Here is a 21,746-nt window from a genome sequence, read left to right as displayed (position 1 = left end):
ATTTCAACCTGCTGGTGCCAGATTAAAGCAAACATCAAGCCAACAATACAAGACATTGAAATACAATGGATTTATTTTGACTACGTCAGAACTTTGTCATTTGCGATATTCGGTCGGGATGGGGAGATCCTTGGCCAGCGGCTGGGGACGACGCCCCTGACCACGGCGGAATTTCTTGAGCTGGAAGACATAAGCAAGCACCTGGGCAACTGCCGCAAACAGCCCTTCCGGGATCTCGTGGCCCAGCTCGGTTGAATGGAAGATAGCCCGGGTCAAGGCCGGTGACGGCATGATCGGGATCTCGTACTCTCTGGCTATCTCCCTGATCTTCATTGCAATTTCATCGGTGCCCTTGGCCACGACCTTGGGCGCGGCACCGGGTTTGCCCGCATCATACTTGAGCGCCACCGAGTAGTGGGTAGGGTTGGTGATCACCACATCGGCCTTGGGCACATCGCCCATCATCCGGCGCATCGCCATCTGCATCTGCAACTGGCGGATCTTGCCTTTTACCTCGGGCTTGCCTTCGCTGTCCCTGAACTCGTCCTTCACCTCCTGCTTGGTCATCTTGAGCTGACGCATGTGGTTCCACTGCTGGAACGGCACATCGATGGCCACGATGGGAAGCAGGGCGCAGCAGAGGATGATCAACATCCAGAGAAACAGCTCCAGCGCATCGATAATGCCGCCGGGAAATCCCTCCATGGAGAGGTTGAGCAGGTGATTGAACTGGCTGGATAACATCCACCAGGCAAACAGAGTGATGAACACCACCTTGGCGATGGACTTGACCAGCTCGATCAGCGACTGCACCCCGAACATCCGCTTGAGGCCACTGAGCGGACTCAACTTGCTCATCTTGGGCATCATGGCTTCGGTGGAGAAGTTCATCCCCCCCATCAGGGTGTTGCCGATAAAGGCGGCAATCGCCACCAGCGCAAACAACAACCCCAGCGGAAGCACCAGTTCCCCCAGCAGCGCCGGCACCATGGCGATCATGGCATTGGGATCGAAAGCCTGCTCCCGATCCAGGGTAAAGCCCATGGTGACAACCTTGATCATGGCGGTCGCCAGCGATCCCTTGAGCATCAACAGGCCAAATACCGCCGAGAGCAGAACGCTGGCGGTTCCCAACTCTTTTGAACGTGCTATCTGCCCTTTTTCACGGGCCTGTTGCAGTCGTTTGCCCGTGGGTTGTTCGGTACGTTCCTGGTCGGTATCAGCCATGAGCGCCCCCGAAGCACTGGGTGTTGATCAGCTCGCAGCTGACCTCCTGCACCCGCTCCCACATGATGTCGAAGTGGCCGAGGAACCCGCCGATAGTGAGCCAGAGGATCAGCAGACCCGACATCATGCTGACCGCAAAACCGATACTGAAAATGTTGAGCTGCGGCGCCGCCCGGGTCATGACGCCAAAAGCGAAGTTGATCAGCAGCAGGGCGACGATGGCAGAAAGGGCCATCACCAGTGAGGCCTGATACATCACTCCGAGAAAACCGATCAGGGTACGGATGGCCGGTAAAGTGAGTCCAGCGTCCGACACCGGCAAGGTTTCAAAGCTGAGGATCACCAGCCGCAGCATCACCAGATGGCCGTCCAGCGCCAGAAACACCAGGGTCGCCAGCATCAGATAGAATTGACCCACCACGGGGGCCGACTGGCCATTCATCGGATCCACCAAGGTGGCAAAGCCGAGGCTGGTTTGCATGGCGATGACCTGACCGGCCATCACGAAGCTCTCCATCAGAAACTGGGTCATCAGACCAAGGGCAATACCGATCAGTAGCTGCTGGCCCAATACCAGAAAACTGCCGGCAGAGAAGAGCTCGATAGGGGGCATTTTCGGAAGCAACGGGGCGATCAGAAAGGTGATGGCCAAAGCCAGCCCCATCCGTACCCGCGCAGGGGCGAGGCGGCTGCCAAACACCGCCATCACCATCAGCAGACTGCTCACCCGCGCCAGTGGCCAGAGGATCGAAGACAACCACTCCATGATCAGAGCGGTTGTGTAGGTCATCCCACCACCTCGGGGATTTGGTTGACCATCAGTACGAAGAAGTCCATCAGACTCTGCAAGCCCCAGTGAGCGCCCGCCCCCAGCGCAAACAGCGTCACGATGAGACGGGGCAGAAAGCTCAGGGTCTGTTCGTTGATGGAGGTCGCGGCCTGAAAGATGGCAACAACCAAGCCAATCATCAGGCTGGGCAGGATCACGGCGCACACCATGATGGTCACCAGCCAGAGCGCCTCGCGAAAGACGTCGACAAAGGTTTCAGGACTCATGTTCGGGCTCCTTGCGCTCGACCGGCTAACCGGCACCCAGTCCGAAACTGTTGGCCAGCGACCCCAGAATGAGGTTCCAGCCATCCACCATCACAAACAGCATCAGCTTGAAGGGCAGCGAGACGATCATCGGCGAGAGCATCATCATCCCCATCGCCATCAGAATACTGGCGACCACCAGATCGATGACCAGGAACGGCAAGAACAGCATAAAACCAATCTGGAAGGCGGTTTTCAGCTCGCTGGTGACAAAGGCAGGGATCAGCACCCGCAACGGCACATCAGCCGGTTTATCCACCTGTACGTTGGCGATCTCCATAAAGGTATTGAGATCCTTGATCCGGGTCTGAGCCAACATGAACTGGTGGATGGGCAACTCGGCCCGCTCCAGCGCCTCTTTTGCCTGAATGGTTTCGGCCAGATAGGGCTGCAGCGCCTCATCATTGATGCGATCCAGCACCGGCGACATGATGAAGAACGACATAAACAGGGCGATGCCGATCAACACCTGGTTGGAGGGGCTCTGTTGCAGACCGATCGCCTGACGCAAGATACCCAGCACCACTATGATGCGGGTAAACGAGGTCATCATGATCACCATGGCCGGCAAGAAGGAGAGCGCTGTCATCAGCGCCAGCACTTGCAGGGTCAGGCTGTACTCCTGAGAGCCATCCCCCATGGTTTTGACGGTCACCGCCGACATGGCGTCCTGTGCCAGCGCGGGCCAAGAGCAGAACAGGGGGAGCAGCAGGCCGACCAGCAGCCCTGTTTTCAGCAATAAGCCGTTAGCTTTTTTCATGCTTGCCCATCAATTTTCCAAGCTGCTGGGAAAACGCCTGCGGCTGATTTTCATCCAGCGGCTGTTCCAGTCGATAGAGGAAGTTGACCTGCTGCGGCGTTACGCCAACCAGCAACTGCTGTTCCCCTACCTTGACCACCAGCAGCTTCTCTTTGTAACCCACCGGCAACGAGGCGATGACCCGCATCTGGCCGCCACCCATAGCGGTCGCCAGCTTGCTCTTCTTGAGCAGAAAGCCCAGCACCAGAATGAGACCGATCACCATCAGACTGGAGAGCAACCAGGAGCTCAGACTGGGCGCATTGGCGGATGCCACTGTCTCGGCAAAGGCCGGAACAGGCAGCAATAACAACAGGAGGCGCGTCATTTGAGCTTCTTGATCCGTTCAATCTGGCTGATGACGTCGGTCAGGCGAATACCGAACTTGTCGTTCACCACCACCACCTCGCCGTGAGCGATCAGGGTGCCGTTGACCAATACGTCCAGCGGCTCGCCTGCAACGCGATCCAGCTCCACCACCGAACCCTGGTTCAGTTGCAGCAGGTTGCGAATGCTGATCTGGCTGCGGCCCACTTCCATGGCAATGGTGACCGGGATATCGAGAATAGTGTCGAGCTTGCGCCGCTCCTCGGCACTGATGGGGGCATCGTCGGTCAGCTCCTCAAGCAGGGCTGGCTTGGCTTCAGCAATCACCTGCTCTTCCAGCGCCGCAGCCCAGGCATCAGCCATCAAATCCTCTTCCTCAGTTCCGCTCATCTTGTTTCCTTATGCTACTTCGTGACCGTTTACCGCAATAAACCGTCGATTATCGCTGTTGATCTTCGATACTGCGCTCGAGCTCTTCCAGCTCGGCCTCGCCATCAATTCGTACCCCGCCGCGGGTCACCAGATGCATCTCTGTCTTGACCCCTTCCGGGCGCTTGAGCTTGTCGGTGATCTTGAGCGCCACATTGTCCTTGGTGCGGCCCATCTTGGCATGGAAAGTGGGCAAATCTTCCACATAGACCAGCAGATTTTCCGGCATCTCGACCGGGATGATATCGCCGGGTCGCAGCTCCATCAGTTCACGCAGGGTAAGTTCGGTCTCCAGCAGCTTGGCGCGCAGACCAACCTTGACGTCCATGATCTCGTCACGCAGCGCCTTGCTCCAGCGCACGTCGGTATCACCCTTGTCACTCTGCACACCGGCATCCAGCAGTTCGCGGATCGGTTCCAGCATGGAGTAGGGCATTGCGACGTGGAAGTCGCCGCCACCGCCATCGAGCTCGATGTGGAACGAGCTGACCACGATCACCTCGGTCGGGCTGACGATGTTGGCCATCGCCGGGTTCACTTCCGAGTCGAGATACTCGAAGCCCACGTCCATCACCGGCGCCCAGGCATCCTTGTAATCCTCGAACACCAGTTTGAGCAGCATCTGGATGATCCGCCGCTCGGTCGGGGTGAACTCGCGCCCTTCAATCTTGGCGTGATAACGGCCATCGCCACCGAAGAAGTTCTCCACCAGGATGAAGACCAGCCGGGCCTCCATGGTGATGAGCGCCGTCCCCTTGAGCGGACGGAAGCGCACCATGTTGAGACTGGTCGGTACAAACAGGGTATGGACATACTCGCCAAACTTGAGCATCTGCACGCCGTTGATGGAGACCTCGGCGGTGCGACGCATCATGTTGAACAGGCTGATCCGCATATGGCGAGCGAAACGTTCGTTCACCAGCTCCAGCGTCGGCATGCGACCACGGACGATGCGGTCCTGGGAGGAGAAGTCAAACTGGGCAACGCCGGGATCCCCCGCCGAGCCTATCTCTTCCTCTTCGACATCATCGACACCGTGCAAGAGGGCATCAATTTCGTCCTGACTTAACAGATCGCTCACGCTTCCACCTACTGCATCACAAAGCCGGTAAACAGCACTTGTTCGATAACGGGGGAAGAGACCAAGTCCTTGAGCACCCGACGGCACTCTTCCAGTGAATCCTTGCGCAGCTTCTCTTTACCTTCGAAGGTCATCAGCTGTTCGGCACTGGCTGCACTGAATACCCGCAGCAAGGTACCTTCAATCAGGGGGATATTCTGTTTGGCCAGCGTTTCGTCGGCAGCACCGCGCACCATCAGCTGGATCTTGATCTGCACCAGTCTATCCCGCTGGGCACCCGCGACGTTAAAGACAAAGGGTCGCGGCATCCCCACATACAGGGAGGGTTGAGGCGCTTCCACCTTGGGCTTGCCCTCTGCACCCTCCGCCGTTTCAGCGGGCGGTTTCTCCGAACCGGAGAGCATCAGGAAGGCACCAGCACCGCCACCGCCCAGCAAAATAACCGCCAGGGCAATGATAATGATCAGCTTCTTTTTCTTGCCCGCAGCCGGGTCTTTTAGCGTCAACTCGTTATCGTCAGCCATCCCTTGTCCACCCTAGTCTCAAACTTGTTCGATATCATAAACTTACTCGGGATTGCATCAAGCATAGAAATCAATTCCGGAACCGTTTGTCGATTCCACCAGCAAACTGAGGTTGGCAGTGGTGGGTTCACCCTCAACCAGCCCGTTACCGGCATGTGACTGACCGCCACTCTGACCCTGCTGCCCCTGCCCGCTAAAGGTAGGCTGACCCTGTTGTTGCTGTTGCTGCGACTGCTGTTGAACCTGCGTCTGGCCAAGCTGGATCCCCTGCCCTGCCAGCATGTCACGCAGCCGGGGCATCGCCTGCTCCAGCATCTCGCGGGTCTGTCCATGTTGTACCACGAAATGGACGTTGGCCTGGCTGTCGGCCCCAATCTGGATCTGGATCTTCATCTTGCCAAGGCCGAGGGGGTCGAGCTGAATTTCCGCCTGTTGCAGTTTTTCGGCCAGCATCACGTTGACCTTCTGGTGCAATTCGGCAGGCGCTTCCTGACTGGCCAGCTTCAAATGGGGTAAATTCTGCGGTTCACGGCGCAGCATGCCCTCGGTGGCGGGCGCCCGGCTGTCGGCCACCTGGGGTTGGGGCTGACTGTTCTGGCCATGCTGTACGGTCTGGCTCTGGCTGCTCTCGCTGCTCGATGTCGTAGCGACAAGACTCTTCTCCGCCTCACCGGCCTTCGGTTTCACCTCCATCTGTACCGCTTTGCGCACCTCGTCGGTGCCCGTCACTTCCATCTGCTTGATACCGGCTGCGATGCTCGACAGCGGCGCTTGCGGCCCCTGAGATTCGGCCTGCGCCAACATCTGCTGCGGCGCCACCATCACCGGGGCGGCAGCGCTATCAGTCTGAGTTGTAGCATTTGGCGTCACGCTGCTCTGGGCTGCGGCACTTTGCGCCGTCGTCACGGACGCCGAACCTTGATTGGCGGCTGTGGCTGGCGGCTGGCTTCCCTCGGCGTCACTCTTTTCTGCCCCCTTGCCAGCCATACCAGTGTTCTCTGCGGTGGTGGCAGTGGTTACGGTGCCCGCATCAGGTTGCTTGAGCCCCTCGCTGAATGCCTTGAGCGCAGCCCCCTGAGTCGCGGCTTGCGCCGTCTGTCCCTTGCCGGTCACGGCGCTGCTGGCTGCGGAGTCGGATTTACTGTCGTCCGTTTCTTTTGTTGCGAGTGACTCAGCGGGTTTGGTGGTACTGCCCGACTCATCGACCGGCAGCACCTTGGCCAGCTGGGCCATCCGCTCGGCCCCCGTGAGGGGCTTGGTGTGCTTGCCATCCGCGGGGGTGTCTCCCTTGGCAGAGGCTTTTTCCCCGGACTGCCCATCCGCAGTAGTGGCGGCATCTTCACCTTCAGAGGAGAGAACGGCAGAAGAGGCGTCGCCCTGCGCCACTACTCGCGCCGCAGAGGGCGATACGGTGGATTCAGGAGTCGATTGGGCGGTCGTGGCCAGCGGCGATTGCGCCCTGGTCTGACCGGCAAGTTGTTGGGCAATCCTGGCAGCGGCAGGGGCTGGCTCGCTTTCATCAAGCGCAATACCCTCCTGCTCACCCTCTTGCGGCAACGGATTGCCGTCTACCGCAGTGGTGCTCTGTTGGGCCGCCACAGCCAGCTGGGGTGTCACTAGCGAGGTATCGAGCTTGAGGGAGTCTTGCAGGCGCAGCAGAAAGTCGGTGGCGGGAACCTCCTCCACCTTGCTGTCGGCGTCAGGATCCTGCTCCTTGCTGGCCTCCTCTTTGGGAGAGGCGCTCTCGGTCGCCAAAGATTTGGCTGATCGGACATTGTTATCGCCCTGACTGGCCTCGGCGGCGCCCTGTTCGCAGTTCTGAGCCTTGACAATCAGGGTAGCGAAATCCCCCTTGCTGTCACTGCTGGTTCCCCCATCGATGCTTTTGCTCTCGACGGAACCGCTCAGAGGCGCTTTGTCCAACCCGTTGGCCGGAGCCGAAGGCGTTTGTGTCAACAGTGTCTGCATCATGATGGGATCCCTGAATTCTGGTGGCCCCCAAAGAGATGGCCGCCGACAATGTCCAGATCAAAGCAAGTTACAGGCCAGATTGATGAAAGCGCCGCAACATGGCGTACTCATCCAGCATCTTCTGCTCCTGACGCTGGGCTTTCTGCTGCTCGCGGCTCGCCTGCTTCTCCAGCAGCAGCTCTACCGCCTTGCGCCGCTGCTGGGCCGCCAGCCACTCTTCACGGCGCAGCTCAAGGGCCTGACGCACCTGCAACACCCCTTCGTACTGCTGGGTCGCCGCCTGTTCGAGCTTGTTGATAAAGGCGTGATACTGGCTGTTTTGCTGGGGCGAAATCCCCTGCAGGCCACGATCGGTCCACTGCTGGTGATAGATCTGGCGGTACTGGTTGAGGGCATTTTGCTGATCCATGAACAGCTTGAGATCCTGCTGCGCCTTCACCAGCGCCAGCGCACACTGTTGCTCCGCCTCCACCAACCGCTCGGCCAACAATACCAACCCTCTACTCATCGTCGACCTCTCTGTTACCGACCATCATCAGCGCATCAATGGCATCGCCACCATCTGCAAGGCTTGCAGGCCATCATCGTAGTGAATGACCTCACGCATACCCTGCTGCAAGAACTGATCCAGATAGGGTTTTTGAATGATGGCGCGGTCGATGCGCGGATCGGAGCCCTGACTGTAGGCACCGATGGTGATGAGATCACGGTTCTGCTGATAGAGGGAGTAGAACTGCTTGAGAGTGCGCGCCAGATCCATATGTTCCGGCGAAGTGACCATGGGCATGACCCGGCTGATGGACTTCTCGATATCGATGGCTGGATAGTGGCCCGCATCGGCCAGCTCGCGCGACAGCACGATATGGCCATCGAGGATCGCCCGCGCCGCATCGGCAATGGGGTCTTGCAGGTCATCCCCCTCGGTCAGCACGGTGAAGAAAGCGGTGATGGAGCCCTGACCATCACTGCCGTTACCCGCCCGCTCCACCAGCGCCGGTAATTTGGCAAATACCGACGGTGGATAGCCCTTGGTCGCTGGCGGCTCGCCCACCGCCAGCGCGATTTCACGCTGGGCCTGGGCGTAACGGGTCAGTGAATCCATCAAGAGCAACACGTTGAGCCCCTGATCGCGGAAATACTCGGCGATGGCCAGCGCCGTTTCACACCCCTTGAGCCGCATCAGCGGCGAGGCATCGGCGGGAGCCGCCACCACCACGGAGCGGGCACGCCCCTCCTCTCCCAGAATGTCTTCGATAAACTCTTTCACTTCCCGGCCCCGTTCACCGATGAGGCCGACCACCACCACATCTGCTACCGAGCCACGGGTCATCATGCCAAGCAGCACCGATTTACCGACACCGGAACCGGCGAACAGCCCCATCCGCTGGCCCTGACCGACCGTCAGCACGGCATTGATGGCGCGTACCCCCACGTCCATCGGCTGATGGATCGGGCGGCGAGAGAGCGGATTGATGCGGTGCTGGGCAAACTGCACGGTCTGGGAGGAGAGAATGGGGCCGAGGCCATCGAGTGGCTGGCCGATGCCGTCGATGACCCGACCAAGCAGGTTCATGCCAACCGGAATGCCGTGCTCTTCGGTGATGGGCACCACCCGGGCACCGGGGATCACCCCCTTGAGCTGTTCGCTCGGCATCAGAAACAGGCGATCGCCGGAGAAGCCCACGACTTCTGCTTCCAGCATGCCGTCCTGGGTATCGATGCGGCACAGCGCACCGATGGCGGCGCGGCAGCCGATGGCTTCGAGGGTCAGCCCCACCACCCGGGTCAATTTGCCGGCAACCGGCGGTTTGGGGGCGCTGTCGCGTACCTTGTACCCCTGCAACCGGTTCAGTAGCGAGCCGCTCATCTGGCCTCCTGGAAGCTAAAAAGTGCAGCCGGACGGCAACGTCCGGCATCGGTTATGGGCGTGAGTCCGGCGAAGCCGGGTTCTGCGACGCATTGTCCCGCAAGAAGTTGCGCAGCAGCTGATCGATGCGCCCGGAGAGGGTCAGATCGATGCTGGAGAGCTCGGTCGCCAGTTGCAGATCGCCGGGGGAGAGGGTGGGATCGCTCTGCAATCGCCAGTGGCGCTTGGCGCACTCTTCGGCGCCAAATGCCTGCTCGATGCGTGCGATATCGTCGGGATGCAGCATCAGGGTCACCCCCTGCTCGGCGGCGGGCAACAACGCCAGCCCCTCTTTAAGCGCCTCCAGCAGAATGCGGGGCGAGGTCTCTGCTTCGTGACGAATGAGCGCGCGGGCCAGTTGCATCACCAGCGAGACCAGCTGCTGCTCCACCGCCTGATCCAGCTCGTTAAGCGGATTGGCAAGGCGGGCGGCGAGCCCCTGCCAGTGGGCGATCTCCTGCTCCACCAGCTCGCGGCCCATGGCCAGCCCCTCCTCGCGCCCCTGTTCGAGACCGGCAGAGTGGCCCTGTTGCAATCCTTCCAGCTTGCCCTCTTCCATCCCCTTGGCATAACCGGACTCGCGTCCCTCGGCCATTCCCTCTTCCCAGGCGGCCTGACGGATCGCTTCGAGCTCTTCAGCGGTGATGCTGGGGGTCGGCTCCTGTTCGGGCTCCGGCTCCACCACCTCCTCTTCCTGCTGATACCAGTCAGGGGCCAGGCCGAGGGCATTGGTGGGCGCACCCGGCTCCACCTCGACGGCCATCTCGGGCCAGCCCCAGGTCTCTACCCGGGCATCATCGCCGTCGGGGCGCACATAACCACGCAGTTTGTTGTTCATGCTTTGCGCGGCTCCTCTGATGCGGGTTTGGCATCGCGATTCTGTTTATGGGCCATGGCTTAGAGGAACTCCTCACCACCACCGGCACCCAGCATGATCTCGCCAGCATCCGCCAGACGGCGGGCGATGGAGAGGATCTCTTTCTGGGCCGCTTCCACTTCGGAGACCCGGATAGGCCCCATGGCCTCCAGATCGTCCGCCAGCATCTCGGCCGCCCGTTTGGACATGTTCTTGAAGATCTTCTCGCGCATCTGATCGTCGGAGCCCTTGAGGGCGCGCTGCAGCAGATCCCCCGGTACTTCCCGCAGCATGGTCTGGATGCCGCGGTCGTCCACATCGATGAGGTTTTCGAACACGAACATCAAATCCTGGATCTGCTGGCTCATCTCTTCGTCCGACTCGCGGATGGAGTCCATCAGCTGGCCTTCGATATTGGTATCCAGGTAGTTCATGATGTTGGCCGCCGCCTTCAGGCCGCCCATCTTGGCTGCCTGAGCGCCGGCCGCACCGGCGAACTGTTTCTCCATGATGTCGTTCAACTCTTGCAGTGCCGCCGGTTGTACCTCTTCGAGGTTGGCGATACGCATCACCAGATCGAGGCGCACCTGCTCCGGGAACTGGCTCAGGATCTCGGCGGATTGCTCCGGTTCCAGATAGGAGAGCACTATGGTCTGGATCTGCGGGTGTTCGTTCTGGATGATGCTGGCCACCTGACGGGCATCCATCCACTTGAGCGAATCGAGGCCGCGGGCACCGGAACCGAGAATGATCTGGTCCACCAGATTGCTCGCCTTGTCCTCGCCAAGGGCCGCCACCAAGGCCTTGCGCACGAAGTCTTCGCTGCCGATACCGATGTTGGTGTACTTCTGGATATCGTCGATGAATTGACGGTGCACCGCCGCCACCCGATCGTGACTGAAGTCGGACATGGAGGCCATCGACATACCGAGCCGCTGCACCTGCTTGGGCTCGAGATGACGGAAGATCTGGGCGGCATCCTCTTCATTGAGGCTCAGCATCAGCACCGCAGCCATCTCCATCCCCGACATCTGGTCGAGGATCTGGCGCTGACTGTCGGTGATGTCATTGCCGGTAACCTGGCTCTTCTTTTCTTCAGGCATCTTTGTTCGTTACCCATTCTTTAATGACCTGAGCGGCCAGATCCGGCTCGTTCGCTACCAGCGCACGGACCGCCTTGAGCAAGTCTTCATCACGGTGCAGATCAGGCAGCTTGAGCTGACCGTCGCGTACACCGAATACCTGATCGTTCTCGACCTGGGCTGACAGCAGGCTCAACTCGTCGTCGCCACCCAGTACGGTGTGGTTGTCAAAATCCAGCTCCCCTTCCGGTTTGGCATCCGGATAGAGCAGTCGCTTGAGCATGGGGCGAATCACGGTGACGATCAAGACGATGATCACCAGTACCGAGGCGGCGATGCGCACCGCACGCCAGAACCAGGGCTGATCATAAATCGGCAAGTCGGCAACCGTTTCCAGCTCGGGACGATTGAACGGAATGGCGACCACCTCTAGGGTATCACCACGGGTCACATCAAAGCCAAGGCCACCGCTCAGCAGACGGCGCAAGGTATCGATCTCGGCCTGACTGCGCGCTTCGCGGGTCACGGCCCCATCGGCACCGGGCACTGATTTATAGTCTACCGCGACCGAGACGGTCATGCGGCGAATACCGCCCATCTGGCGACGGGTATGGCTGACGGTGGTATCCAGTTCAAAGTTGCGGGTCGCCTCTTTGCGGGAACGGCCGGAAGAAGCTGCCCCTGCGCCATCGCCACCGGTGGCCTGCTCGGGAATGTTGGACGCAGCAGGCGGCTGGTTGGAGAGGGCGCCGGGCACGCCACCGCTGCTGCCATTGGCGCTGTTCTCTTCCATGGTCATTTCGGAGCGCACCGCAGGCAGGTCGGGGTTGTAAGTTTTGCGAGTCTGCTCCTGCTGGGAGAAGTCGAGGGAGAGATCCACTTCCGCCGTATAGTTGTCGGCCCCCAGCACCGGGATCAGGATGGCGTCAATTTTTTGTTTGTACTCCAGCTCCTGTTTCTGCTGCATGGCAAACTCTTTGCGAGTCTGGGCAGAGACCGGGTCTTGCGAGCCAGAGTTGAGCAGGCGACCGTTCTGGTCGGTGACGGTCACGCGGGTCGGTTCGAGGCCATGAACGGCAGAGGCCACCATGTCGACGATGGAGTCCACCTCTCCCTGCCCCAGGGCCGCCCCTTTCAGGTTGAGCACCACGGTGGCACTGGGTTTGCGTTCGTTGCGGGCGAAGACGTTGTCTTTGGGAATGGCCAGCAGCACCTGAGCTTTGGCCACATTCTGGAACTGCTCGATGGCGCTCGCCAGCTGGCGCTCGCGGCTCAGCTTGAGGCGCTCACCCTCCATCCGCTGGCTGACCCCGAAACTGGAATCTTTCAGCAGAATATCTTCACCACCAATGCTGGTATCGGCGGCATTGGCGAGACCGGCACGGGTCAGAGCAAGCTGGATAGTGGCGTAATTTTCGGCGTTGACCAGTACGCTCTTGCCATCCACCTCGTAGGGGATCTTCTGCTGATCGAGGAAGTCGAGGGTCTTGACCAGCTCCTGGGTGGTGTAGGTGCCGAGGGGACGCATGTCCGGCTCCTTGCCCCACAGCAGGATAAACACCGCGATAGCCAGACAGATGGCAAGCCCCAGGATCAGGGTGATTTGTCGCAGTACATCGGTATTGGACAGGAATCCCAGCGCCGAACTCTTCTGCTCATTTTCATCGAGGGCGGCGGTGCCCTCATCGTTTATCAGCAGATCGCCGTTTTGGTCAGTAGCCACGATTTATGTCCTTATTGCTGACATGTTCATGATGTTCAGTAATCACTTATACCGGCATGTTCATGATGGTCTTGTAGGCATCGACCATCTTGTTGCGCACCTGTACCGTGGCTTCAAAGGCGATGGAAGATTTTTGGCCAGCGATCATGACCTCGGCCAGATCCACCGACTTGTCGCCCATATCGAAACGGGTGCGCAGATCATTGGCGGCGCCTTGCAGCTCGTTGACGTTGCCCAGCGCCTGTTGCAGCAGCTGACCAAAGTCGGATGTCACCGGACGACCGGGCTGTGCCAGCGGCGTTGCGCCTGCTTCAATCTTGAGCGCCTGCATCTCTTGCATCAGGCTGCTTGCACTTATTTCCATTTTCCATCCCCAGACAATTCATTGACGCTGACTGGCTTAAAGCAATAAAAGTGCCAATCAGGAAAAATACTTTCAAGCCAGGGGAATAGGGTATTCACAGACCACGGATGAGGAGCCCGCATCACTCACGGGCGCGGTACGCCATCCTCACCAAATAACAGCCTCAGATAGCTAAGATGCAGATCGTAATGTTCTCCGGCGGGTAGCTTGACCAGCACTTCGTCGTGAAGGTACACCGCACGACTCACTGCCCGCTCGGACGAGATCAATCCCTCCACCACCAGCCTGGCGATAATCGCCTGCGCCAGGGCCATCGTCGCCTCATCGGCCTGCCCCCAGCCAAAATGCCCCCGATATTCCGATCCTGCCGGGCCGGGTTCGAGGGGAAAGACCTGTTCCCCCTTGACCCAGAAGACCATGGGGATGCCATCCTGCAGACGCAGATAGATACTCTGCGTGTCCCACTCTCGACTCGGGATCATCGCCATCCCACCCGGTTCCGTTGCTTGTACCATGCCACTCTCCTTGTTCTGTTGATAAATATTGCTGGCGCCCACGTAAAAGAGGGCCAGTGGCCCTCTTTTACTGCAAGTTGTTGCGTTTAAACAGACAGCAACTCACTGTGAACAAAGAAAAACGTGCGATCGCTCAAAGCACGATCAATTACTGGGTCAGATCCTTGTCGATCCAGTATTTGGAGCCGGATATATTGGCATCAAACAACAGACCTTTCTCGCCAATCTGGTAGATCGCCATGCCGCCGTTGTATTTGGCTGTCAGCTCGGCACTCTCCTTGCCGGCCACCACCCCAACTTCGGAGGTGGCCTCCCAACCCTGCGCCACGAAGGCATCGAAGCGGGCCTTGTCTTCGAACAGGATCACCTGCTGATAGAACTTGCCGCCGATCCCGGCCGCCAGACCCGCGCCAAACATCTTCATATAGGTGTGCTTGCCGTTTTTGCGATTGACCGCCACCCCGGCGCCCTGATTGGTATGCAGCATCAGGGAGAACTTGCGCGAATCGAACACCGCATAGCCATAAGCCTTGTCAAACAGCAACTTGGCAGAGGGTTGCTCGTTGAACAGCCGCACCAGTGCGGTATCTGCCATGGTGTTGAGGGCCAGCCGTGCCTCTTGCGCCGTCTTGGGATTCAACATCTCGTCGAGCTTCTTGTCGGCGACTTTCAACCACTCCTTGCCGGTCGCGATGCTCTTGTCGGTCCAGACCCCGGCGGTGTTGAAAGCATCCTCACCCCAGGCGGAGATGGAGGCCCAGCTCTTCTTGGAAAAATCGCTGACATCCTGCCACACCTCCTTGCCGGTCTCGCTCACCGCCGTCCCGAGATCGGAGGCGGCGGCCTTGAGCTTGGCCCAGTCGGCATAACAGGGTGAGAAGGCCAGACTCAGTGACAAGGCCAGCAACCAGTTGCGATTGTTCATCTTCTTGCTCCCATTCCGTGTTACCCGTTTACCCGCCCTCTCACCCGGAGCTCGGGTGATGGCCAACATAAACAGGTTTGTCGTGCATGTCGTGCGAAGGTCATCCCGCATTATCGGGACGACGCGCCATTGAGGCAATCATTGAGTCCATCCTCACCTCACACTTGGCACACAAACCCTTGTGGCAACCAAAAAAAAAGCTGCTCGCCAATAGCGAACAGCTTTGATGACAGCACAGGCCGGGGTGCTTATTCGACCATCATCACCTTGCAGGTGTTGGTACTGCCCACGGTTTCCATCTTGTCACCGTGAGTCAGCAGCACCATGTCGCCGCTCTGCAGCAGGCCTTTGGCCTTGAGCACGTCCAGCGCGTCGCGACACACTTCGTAGACCGGCTTGGTCTCGTCACCGTCAAACATCACCGGGGTAACGCCACGGTAGAGGTTGGTCCAGGCCAGGGTCTTGTTGTGGGGAGACATGGCGAAGATCGGCAGACCGGAGCTGATACGGGACATCAGCAGCGGGGTGGTGCCGGATTCAGTCAGCGCCACGATCGCCTTGACCCCTTCCAGGTGGTTGGCGGCATACATGGTGGACATGGCCACCGCCTCTTCCACCGAGGTGAAGGTGTAGTTCATGCGATGGTTGGAGACGTTCAGGCTCGGGTGCTTCTCGGCACCGACACAGACGCTCGCCATGGAGGTCACGGTCTCGATGGGGAACTGACCAGCGGCGGTTTCGGCAGAGAGCATCACCGCATCGGTACCATCCAGCACGGCGTTGGCCACGTCCATCACTTCGGCACGGGTCGGCAGCGGCGCGTTGATCATCGACTCCATCATCTGGGTCGCGGTAATCACCACGCGGTTCAGACGACGGGAGTGACGGATCAGCTTCTTCTGCACGCCAACCAGCTCGGGGTCACCGATTTCGACACCGAGATCGCCACGGGCGACCATGACGGCATCGGAACCGAGGATGATGTCTTCCATCGCCTCATCGGTCGCGACGGTTTCGGCACGCTCGACCTTGGCCACGATCTTGGCGTTGGAGCCTGCTTCACGAGCCAGTTCACGGGCGTAGCGCAGATCATCGCCACAGCGCGGGAAGGAGACCGCCAGGTAGTCGACGTTCATCAGGGCCGCGGTCTTGATGTCTTCCTTGTCTTTCTCGGTCAGGGCCGGTGCGGAGAGACCGCCCCCTTTCTTGTTGATACCCTTGTTGTTGGAGAGCGGCCCGGCCACGGTCACCGTGGTGTGAATGCGGGTGCCTTCAACCTGCTCGACTTTCAGTTGCACACGGCCATCGTCCAGCAGCAGGATGTCGCCCGGTACCACATCGTTTGGCAGGCTCTTGTAGTCGATGCCGACCTGCTCCTGACAGCCTTCACCCTTGCCGAGTGCCGCGTCGAGAATGAACTTGTCACCGATGGCCAGATAGACTTTGCCATCCTTGAAAGTGGAAACACGGATTTTCGGGCCTTGCAGATCACCCATGATGGCGACGTGACGACCGAGCTTGGCAGCAATGTCACGCACCTGATTGGCGCGCAGGATATGGTCTTCAGCAGTGCCGTGAGAGAAGTTCATCCGCACCATGTCAGCCCCGGCGCGGATGATCCCTTCGAGGATCCCTTCGCGGTCGGTAGCCGGACCGAGTGTGGTTACAATCTTTGTACGTCTAGGCATGAAAGACTCCAATATGAAGTTGATATGACTTGAGATTCTGCCCCATCAAGCCCATGGCTCGATGCACCCGTTTGCAAACCATCTGGGTGGTTTTTGTTATTAAATTACAATACTACACCAAGGCGGGTGGCATAGACAGTCGGGGGCCGGAGCCCCCGACGGTTCAGGAAGAGTGCGGGGTTTCGAAGCGGGATTCGCGCAATCCCTCTTTCACTTTTTTCAGATTTTCGCGAAATTTCATCCCCCGGCGCAGGGTAAAACCGGTCGCCAGTACATCCACCAGCGCCAGCTGGGCAATGCGGGATGCCATCGGCATATAGACATCGGTATCTTCCGGCACATCCATGGAGAGCACCAGATTGCACTCACGCGCCAGCGGGGAATCCTTGGCCGTCATGCCGATCACGGTGGCATCGTTCTCGCGGGCCAGCGCGGCGATTTCGACCAGCGCCTTGGTGCGGCCAGTGTGGGAGATCAGCACCACCACATCCCCTTCGCTGCTGTTGATGCAGCTCATGCGCATCATGACGATGTCCTCAAAGCTCACCACCGGAATATTGAAGCGGAAGAATTTGTTCTGGGCATCGCGCGCAACGGCGGAGGAAGCACCCAGGCCAAAGAAGCTGATCTTCTTGGACTGGGTCAGGATATCGACACAACGGTTGATGGCGGAGATATCCAGACTGTTTTTGGCGGCATCCAGACAGGCCATGGTGGATTCGAAGATCTTGGCGGTGTAGGTATCCGGCCCGTCTTCCGCTTCCACGTGGCGATTTACGTAAGGGGTGCCATTGGTCAGGCTCTGGGCCAGATGAAGTTTGAAATCGGGAAAGCCTTTGGTATCGAGACGGCGGCAAAAGCGGTTGACGGTCGGTTCACTGACGTCGGCCATCTTGGCCAGGGCGGCGATGCTGGAGTGGATAGCGGTCTGGGGAGACGCCAGGATCACCTCGGCAACCTTGCGTTCTGATTTACTGAAACTTTCCAAGTTGTTCGTAATTTTATCAAGGGTATTCATCATCACCACCAGGCGTTTTTGTAATTTAGCTTCAGTGTCTTTGCACTCAATCTACGGCTAAGCAGGTTTCCAATCAAGCTAAGGACTATACAAGACAAGCGGTTATGGCAACTAACGCCTGCCATACAAAGTATGACTCATCTCTAATTATTTCGTACTTTTCGTTACAAAACGTCACCTTGCCGTGAAAGCGCTTACAAATGTTGCAAAGCAACAACACTGTGAGCAGGCGCACGTTTGTATCGATCCGGCGAGTGAGCGGGGCCCGGCTCGGATAGAATGGGCCGTCATAATCCAACAATAATCTCGGGACACTACGGTCGTCCCCATCCTGTAACGAAGGAGTTGTTATGCAGCATACCCATGCGCTGGTCGGCGATGTCGGCGGCACCAATGCGCGTCTGGCCCTGTGTGAGCTGGCCACCGGTACTATCTCTCAGGCAAAGACCTACTCAGGTCTGGCCCATCCCAGCCTTGAAACAGTGGTACGCCTCTATCTGGACGAACACAAAGTAGCGGTAGGTGAAGCCTGCATCGCCATCGCCTGCCCCATCAACGGTGACTGGGTCGCCATGACCAACCACAGCTGGGAGTTCTCCATCAGCGAGATGCAGAGCAATCTCGGGCTGGCTCGCCTGCAGGTGATCAACGACTTCACCGCCGTCTCGATGGCGGTGCCGGTACTGGCTGAATCGGATCGCATCCAGCTGGGTGGCGCGGCGCCGGTGGCTGGCAAACCCATCGCCATCTATGGTGCGGGCACCGGCCTTGGGGTAGCGCATCTGGTCAAGGCGGGCGAGCAGTGGCTGAGTCTGCCGGGTGAAGGGGGTCATGTGGATTTTGCCGCCAACACCGAAGAGGAAGATGCGGTGCTGCAGGTGATGCGAGGCGAACTGGGTCATGTCTCGGCCGAGCGTTTTCTCTCCGGCCCGGGTCTGGTCAATCTCTATCGCGGGCTGGTGAAATCCGATGGTCGTGAGCCCGAGCCATTCGCCCCCAAAGACATCACCGAGCGCGCACTGGCCGGGGAGTGTCTCGATTGCCGTCGCACCTTGAGCCTGTTCTGCGTGCTGATGGGCCGCTTTGCCGGCAATCTGGCGCTCAATATGGGTACCTACGGCGGCATCTATATCGCTGGCGGCATAGTGCCACGCTTTCAGGAGTTCTTTACCGGCTCCGGTTTCCGGGTCGCCTTTGAAGACAAGGGGCGCTTCAAGTCCTACCTCAAGGAGATCCCGGTATATCTGATCACCCACGAAGGGCCGGGGCTGCTCGGCGCGGGCGCTTACTTGCGCCAGTCGATGGGGATCAGCATCTGATTGAAGGGGGGCATGAGGCGGGATCATCCATGGTTCAGCCTCGATTCAGTGTGAATGGCATAAAGTAGCTGCACGTAACCAAGAGGGTTGTGCTTCACAAGGAGTGGAAAGCGACTCTCATCCGCTGGATACGTTTGTCACCTGACAAGCCTGAACTGTTTCAACCGGCCTTTTGGCCGGTTTTTTTTATGTCTGATATCCGGGATTACTGAGCCAGCGCCTTCAACTGCGCCTTGTCGGGCGGATTGTTCCAGTCGATGGGGCCGTGGGTAAAACGGTACTGCAACCGTGGCAGGCTGGTCTCCAGCCACTCTTCCCGAAAATAGGCATAACCCTGATCCCAATCCGGATCGTTGGCCCAACCGCTCTGCAGGAAGTAGAGGCGAGTACCCTGCCCTTCCGGCACAAAACGCAGGCACACCTGGGTTTTCTGCTGGCGGATATGTGGTAGGCTAGGTGGGAAATTCCAGCTGAAACTGAGCAGGTCATAGGGCATGACGGCCATGACCCGGCACCCTTCGCTGCCACGCTCACCCAAGGGAGCATCAGGCCTGAAGTAGATCTCGAAAGGGCCATTCGGTTCGGCCACCATCAAACACTCGGGAGCCAGAAAACTGCGCAGACCGCTCTCGGTGGTCCAGGCGTGCCAGACATCGTCTATGTGCGCCGGAACAAAAATGTTGCCTTCAATCTGTTTATTGTCCATAAATCAGCGATCCTCAAGCCATCCATACATGGGACTCCGGCAGTATAGCCCCATGGCAAATACAATGGACAGAGCTTAATCACACCCTTGTCATTTGCATCAGATTAAGCTGCCGCCACGCGGTTGCCTCAGCGAACAGAGACTTGACCCGGGAGGTCATCATGATCCGGCTCATGGAAGAACAAGACATTCCCCAACTGGCCCGGCTGTTTTTAAAGAGCCGCCGCCACACTTTTCACTGGGTCGATCCCGCCCGCTTCCAGCTCGAGGATTTCGAGGAACAGACCAAAGGTGAACAGGTGTGGGTGGCCGAACAGGGGGGCAATATCTGCGGCTTTATCGCCATCTGGCAGCCCGATCACTTCGTCCATCACCTCTATGTGTCAAGCGACTGGCACGGTCAGGGGATCGGGCGCGCCCTGCTTGAGCGGGGCCTCGCTGATTCGCCACGCGGCTCGCTCAAGGTGGCGACCCGCAACACGGCGGCATTAGCCTTCTACCATCGACTGGGCTGGCAAAACAGCGACGAGACCGGCCACTGCGAGGTCACCGGCCCCTGGTGCAAACTGCTCAGAAACTAGCGAGTCACTCCGCGCCTGCGCTTTGCGGCTGAACAGGCACCAGCGGTGCCGGGGGGAAGAACCAGCGGTAGAGATCGAACCAGCCATCTCTCTGGGCAATCACGACCTCGTGCACCGGGTCGCGCTGGAAGATCGCCACCTTGTTTTCGGTCAGCGGCACCCAGGCGTAATTGACCAGCGCATATTGCGACTGGATCAGGTTGTACTCGTTGAGATAGGAGTCATCGTCACCCGACTCGTGCAGCTGGGTACGACTGTCGATGAGGTAAACAAGCTGGTTGAAGAAGGTCAGTTGAAAACCGGTCACCCGCCACTTCTCCCTGGTTGCTTCCTCCTCTTCAATCACGGTGATTTTTCCCCAGCGACACACCCCGTGATAGTTGACCCCGTTGGCCGACATTTTCAGATCGTAATGGCAGCCCAGACTGTTGATAAACATCCCGACCACAAACAGCAGCACCAAAAGCAGTGGTAACAGCAGCAAGGTATTTTTCAGCGTTCGTTTCATCAGAGATCCCTTACAGCGTTTTTTCGAGCTCTTTATAGGAAAGCACGCGGACCTTGTGGCCGGAGACCAGCACCAGCGATGCCGGTTTGACTGGCGGCACGTCACTCCTGGCTTCCATCTGGCAAACAACGCCGGTCGGCGAGTCGGCACACTGCACATGGAGCCACTCGAAATGGAGATAACTGGCGGCAAACAGCACCAGCACAGCCAGTACCAGATTGACGTAAACCAGACTCCTGACCAGCATCGGCCGCCCGATACCGCTTAGAAAAGCGAGTTTGGCACGCTCAGAGAAGGAACTGGCCGCGGCAGAAACAGGCTCTCTGATAGCCTCATTCTCAGACCGTGGTGATGTCGACGATGACGGCTCAGCCACAGCGGGCGTGGGTTCGCTCACCGGCTCGGGCAAGGGTTCACTCTCTGTGGGCAGCGGCTTGCCGTAATCGCACTTCATCTTGCAGTTCAGATGAAGGGAATACCCTTTTTTCGGGGTGCTTCTGATATCCAGCGTCTGGGGGGATGACGCAAAGTGGCGGCGAATATTGGCGATGGCCACGTTCAGGGAGTTGGGGCTGATGGGGCGACCCAGCCAGCCGATATCGAGCAGCAGATCCTTGTCGCACACCTCGTCCTGATGATCGAGCAGATAGCTGAAAATAAGGCTCTCGGCCGATGACAAGCGCACCACTCTGGCACTTGCCACGTTGTCCTTGTCGGCACAGAAGATCAGCTCTCGCCTTTTGACATCAAAGACATAATCACCGAAGTGATAGGCCGATATGTTATTGCCTGGCGCAGCCCCCGTCATACCAACCACCTGTTATTTGCATTCATCATGAAGAAGATGGGATTCCACGCCCGATGAGGCCAGATGGCGACTCAGGATGTAGTGTAATGGCGCGAAATTTTAATGGGTCGGGATCAGCGGCACAATAGATGCAATCAGGCATAAGCGGGGAAAATGAAAATATGCGTCCAGCGCTGTCGGAGTGCGTATTGGCCAGAGCATGATGCTACGATGCCCACGCGTCGCAGCCATGCCAATCTCAACGGAACAGCGGCGTGAGCATGGCTAAAAGCTCCACGACCGGACAGGGGGCCC

23 protein-coding genes and 1 pseudogene are annotated in these 21,746 nt (G+C 58.7%); 2 read left to right on the top strand and 22 right to left on the bottom strand.

Annotation, left to right across the window (positions count from 1 at the left end; translation table 11 throughout):
- Nucleotides 1-96: 96 nt before the first annotated feature.
- The 19 genes from flhB to OKC27_RS12385 form a co-directional block, all read right to left on the bottom strand.
- Nucleotides 97-1,227 (bottom strand): flagellar biosynthesis protein FlhB, encoded by a 1,131-nt coding sequence (flhB, locus tag OKC27_RS12475; RefSeq protein WP_270806343.1) that lies wholly within the window; start codon nt 1,225-1,227, stop codon nt 97-99.
- Nucleotides 1,220-2,017, bottom strand: coding sequence for a flagellar biosynthetic protein FliR (fliR, locus tag OKC27_RS12470; RefSeq protein ID WP_019444720.1), 798 nt, complete (start codon nt 2,015-2,017; stop codon nt 1,220-1,222). The genes flhB and fliR overlap by 8 nt, the downstream gene beginning before the upstream one ends.
- Nucleotides 2,014-2,283 (bottom strand): flagellar biosynthesis protein FliQ, encoded by a 270-nt coding sequence (gene fliQ, locus OKC27_RS12465; protein ID WP_042011652.1) that lies wholly within the window; start codon nt 2,281-2,283, stop codon nt 2,014-2,016. The genes fliR and fliQ overlap by 4 nt, the downstream gene beginning before the upstream one ends.
- A gap of 25 nt (nt 2,284-2,308) precedes the next feature.
- Nucleotides 2,309-3,082: a flagellar type III secretion system pore protein FliP gene (gene fliP / locus OKC27_RS12460; protein WP_270806342.1), complete on the bottom strand. Its 774-nt coding sequence runs from the start codon at nt 3,080-3,082 to the stop codon at nt 2,309-2,311.
- The gene (gene fliO / locus OKC27_RS12455) at nt 3,069-3,449 is read right to left on the bottom strand and encodes a flagellar biosynthetic protein FliO (RefSeq protein WP_234603648.1); all 381 of its coding nucleotides are present in this window, start codon (nt 3,447-3,449) and stop codon (nt 3,069-3,071) included. Before fliO ends, fliP begins: the two co-directional genes overlap by 14 nt.
- Nucleotides 3,446-3,838 carry a flagellar motor switch protein FliN gene (gene fliN, locus OKC27_RS12450; RefSeq protein ID WP_270806341.1) on the bottom strand — a complete coding sequence of 131 codons (393 nt, stop codon included), beginning with the start codon at nt 3,836-3,838 and terminating at the stop codon, nt 3,446-3,448. The genes fliO and fliN overlap by 4 nt, the downstream gene beginning before the upstream one ends.
- A 49-nt stretch (nt 3,839-3,887) precedes the next feature.
- Nucleotides 3,888-4,958: a flagellar motor switch protein FliM gene (fliM, locus tag OKC27_RS12445; RefSeq protein WP_111807799.1), complete on the bottom strand. Its 1,071-nt coding sequence runs from the start codon at nt 4,956-4,958 to the stop codon at nt 3,888-3,890.
- Nucleotides 4,959-4,966: 8 nt separating this feature from the next.
- Complete coding sequence (fliL, locus tag OKC27_RS12440) at nt 4,967-5,482, bottom strand: flagellar basal body-associated protein FliL (RefSeq protein WP_234663191.1); 516 nt, start codon at nt 5,480-5,482, stop codon at nt 4,967-4,969.
- Nucleotides 5,483-5,539: 57 nt separating this feature from the next.
- Nucleotides 5,540-7,453 carry a flagellar hook-length control protein FliK gene (locus tag OKC27_RS12435; protein ID WP_270806340.1) on the bottom strand — a complete coding sequence of 638 codons (1,914 nt, stop codon included), beginning with the start codon at nt 7,451-7,453 and terminating at the stop codon, nt 5,540-5,542.
- A 67-nt stretch (nt 7,454-7,520) separates the two neighbouring features.
- Nucleotides 7,521-7,961, bottom strand: a complete 441-nt coding sequence (gene fliJ / locus OKC27_RS12430; protein ID WP_042060546.1) for a flagellar export protein FliJ — start codon at nt 7,959-7,961, stop codon at nt 7,521-7,523.
- Between the two features lie 27 nt (nt 7,962-7,988).
- On the bottom strand, nt 7,989-9,320 hold the full coding sequence (gene fliI, locus OKC27_RS12425; RefSeq protein ID WP_042060547.1) for a flagellar protein export ATPase FliI: 1,332 nt from the start codon (nt 9,318-9,320) through the stop codon (nt 7,989-7,991).
- A 52-nt stretch (nt 9,321-9,372) separates the two neighbouring features.
- Nucleotides 9,373-10,197 (bottom strand): flagellar assembly protein FliH, encoded by an 825-nt coding sequence (fliH, locus tag OKC27_RS12420; RefSeq protein WP_058052836.1) that lies wholly within the window; start codon nt 10,195-10,197, stop codon nt 9,373-9,375.
- Between the two features lie 59 nt (nt 10,198-10,256).
- Entirely contained in the window at nt 10,257-11,318 is a 1,062-nt protein-coding gene (gene fliG / locus OKC27_RS12415; protein WP_005334749.1) for a flagellar motor switch protein FliG, read from the bottom strand.
- A complete protein-coding gene (gene fliF / locus OKC27_RS12410; protein WP_213392393.1) occupies nt 11,311-13,020 on the bottom strand; it encodes a flagellar basal-body MS-ring/collar protein FliF in 1,710 nt (569 codons plus the stop codon). Before fliF ends, fliG begins: the two co-directional genes overlap by 8 nt.
- 46 nt (nt 13,021-13,066) lie before the next feature.
- Nucleotides 13,067-13,384 carry a flagellar hook-basal body complex protein FliE gene (fliE, locus tag OKC27_RS12405; protein WP_033135920.1) on the bottom strand — a complete coding sequence of 106 codons (318 nt, stop codon included), beginning with the start codon at nt 13,382-13,384 and terminating at the stop codon, nt 13,067-13,069.
- A 125-nt stretch (nt 13,385-13,509) separates the two neighbouring features.
- Nucleotides 13,510-13,899, bottom strand: a complete 390-nt coding sequence (locus OKC27_RS12400; RefSeq protein ID WP_270806339.1) for a hypothetical protein — start codon at nt 13,897-13,899, stop codon at nt 13,510-13,512.
- Between the two features lie 148 nt (nt 13,900-14,047).
- A complete protein-coding gene (gene befA / locus OKC27_RS12395) occupies nt 14,048-14,824 on the bottom strand; it encodes a beta cell expansion factor BefA (protein WP_058052834.1) in 777 nt (258 codons plus the stop codon).
- Nucleotides 14,825-15,072: 248 nt separating this feature from the next.
- Entirely contained in the window at nt 15,073-16,512 is a 1,440-nt protein-coding gene (gene pyk / locus OKC27_RS12390; protein ID WP_042658698.1) for a pyruvate kinase, read from the bottom strand.
- 163 nt (nt 16,513-16,675) lie between these two features.
- A complete protein-coding gene (locus OKC27_RS12385; protein ID WP_270806338.1) occupies nt 16,676-17,530 on the bottom strand; it encodes a MurR/RpiR family transcriptional regulator in 855 nt (284 codons plus the stop codon).
- Between the two features lie 347 nt (nt 17,531-17,877).
- Here OKC27_RS12385 and glk point away from each other — a divergent pair.
- Nucleotides 17,878-18,849, top strand: a pseudogene (gene glk / locus OKC27_RS12380) (glucokinase); the annotation flags it as partial.
- A gap of 205 nt (nt 18,850-19,054) precedes the next feature.
- Here glk and OKC27_RS12375 read toward each other — a convergent pair.
- Nucleotides 19,055-19,555, bottom strand: a complete 501-nt coding sequence (locus tag OKC27_RS12375) for an SRPBCC family protein (RefSeq protein WP_042060561.1) — start codon at nt 19,553-19,555, stop codon at nt 19,055-19,057.
- 161 nt (nt 19,556-19,716) lie between these two features.
- Here OKC27_RS12375 and OKC27_RS12370 point away from each other — a divergent pair, with 161 nt between their 5' ends.
- On the top strand, nt 19,717-20,136 hold the full coding sequence (locus OKC27_RS12370) for a GNAT family N-acetyltransferase (protein WP_042060563.1): 420 nt from the start codon (nt 19,717-19,719) through the stop codon (nt 20,134-20,136).
- A 4-nt stretch (nt 20,137-20,140) separates the two neighbouring features.
- Here OKC27_RS12370 and OKC27_RS12365 read toward each other — a convergent pair whose 3' ends face one another.
- Nucleotides 20,141-20,644 carry a hypothetical protein gene (locus OKC27_RS12365; protein ID WP_270806337.1) on the bottom strand — a complete coding sequence of 168 codons (504 nt, stop codon included), beginning with the start codon at nt 20,642-20,644 and terminating at the stop codon, nt 20,141-20,143.
- Between the two features lie 10 nt (nt 20,645-20,654).
- A complete protein-coding gene (locus OKC27_RS12360; protein ID WP_270806336.1) occupies nt 20,655-21,452 on the bottom strand; it encodes a winged helix-turn-helix domain-containing protein in 798 nt (265 codons plus the stop codon).
- Between the last annotated feature and the right edge of the window lie 294 nt (nt 21,453-21,746).

Source organism: Aeromonas sp. QDB62 (assembly GCF_027705695.1).
Taxonomy (GTDB): Bacteria; Pseudomonadota; Gammaproteobacteria; order Enterobacterales; family Aeromonadaceae; genus Aeromonas; species Aeromonas allosaccharophila.
The sequence above is the reverse complement of the archived record's forward strand: the minus strand, read 5'-3'. Positions and strand labels throughout refer to the sequence as shown.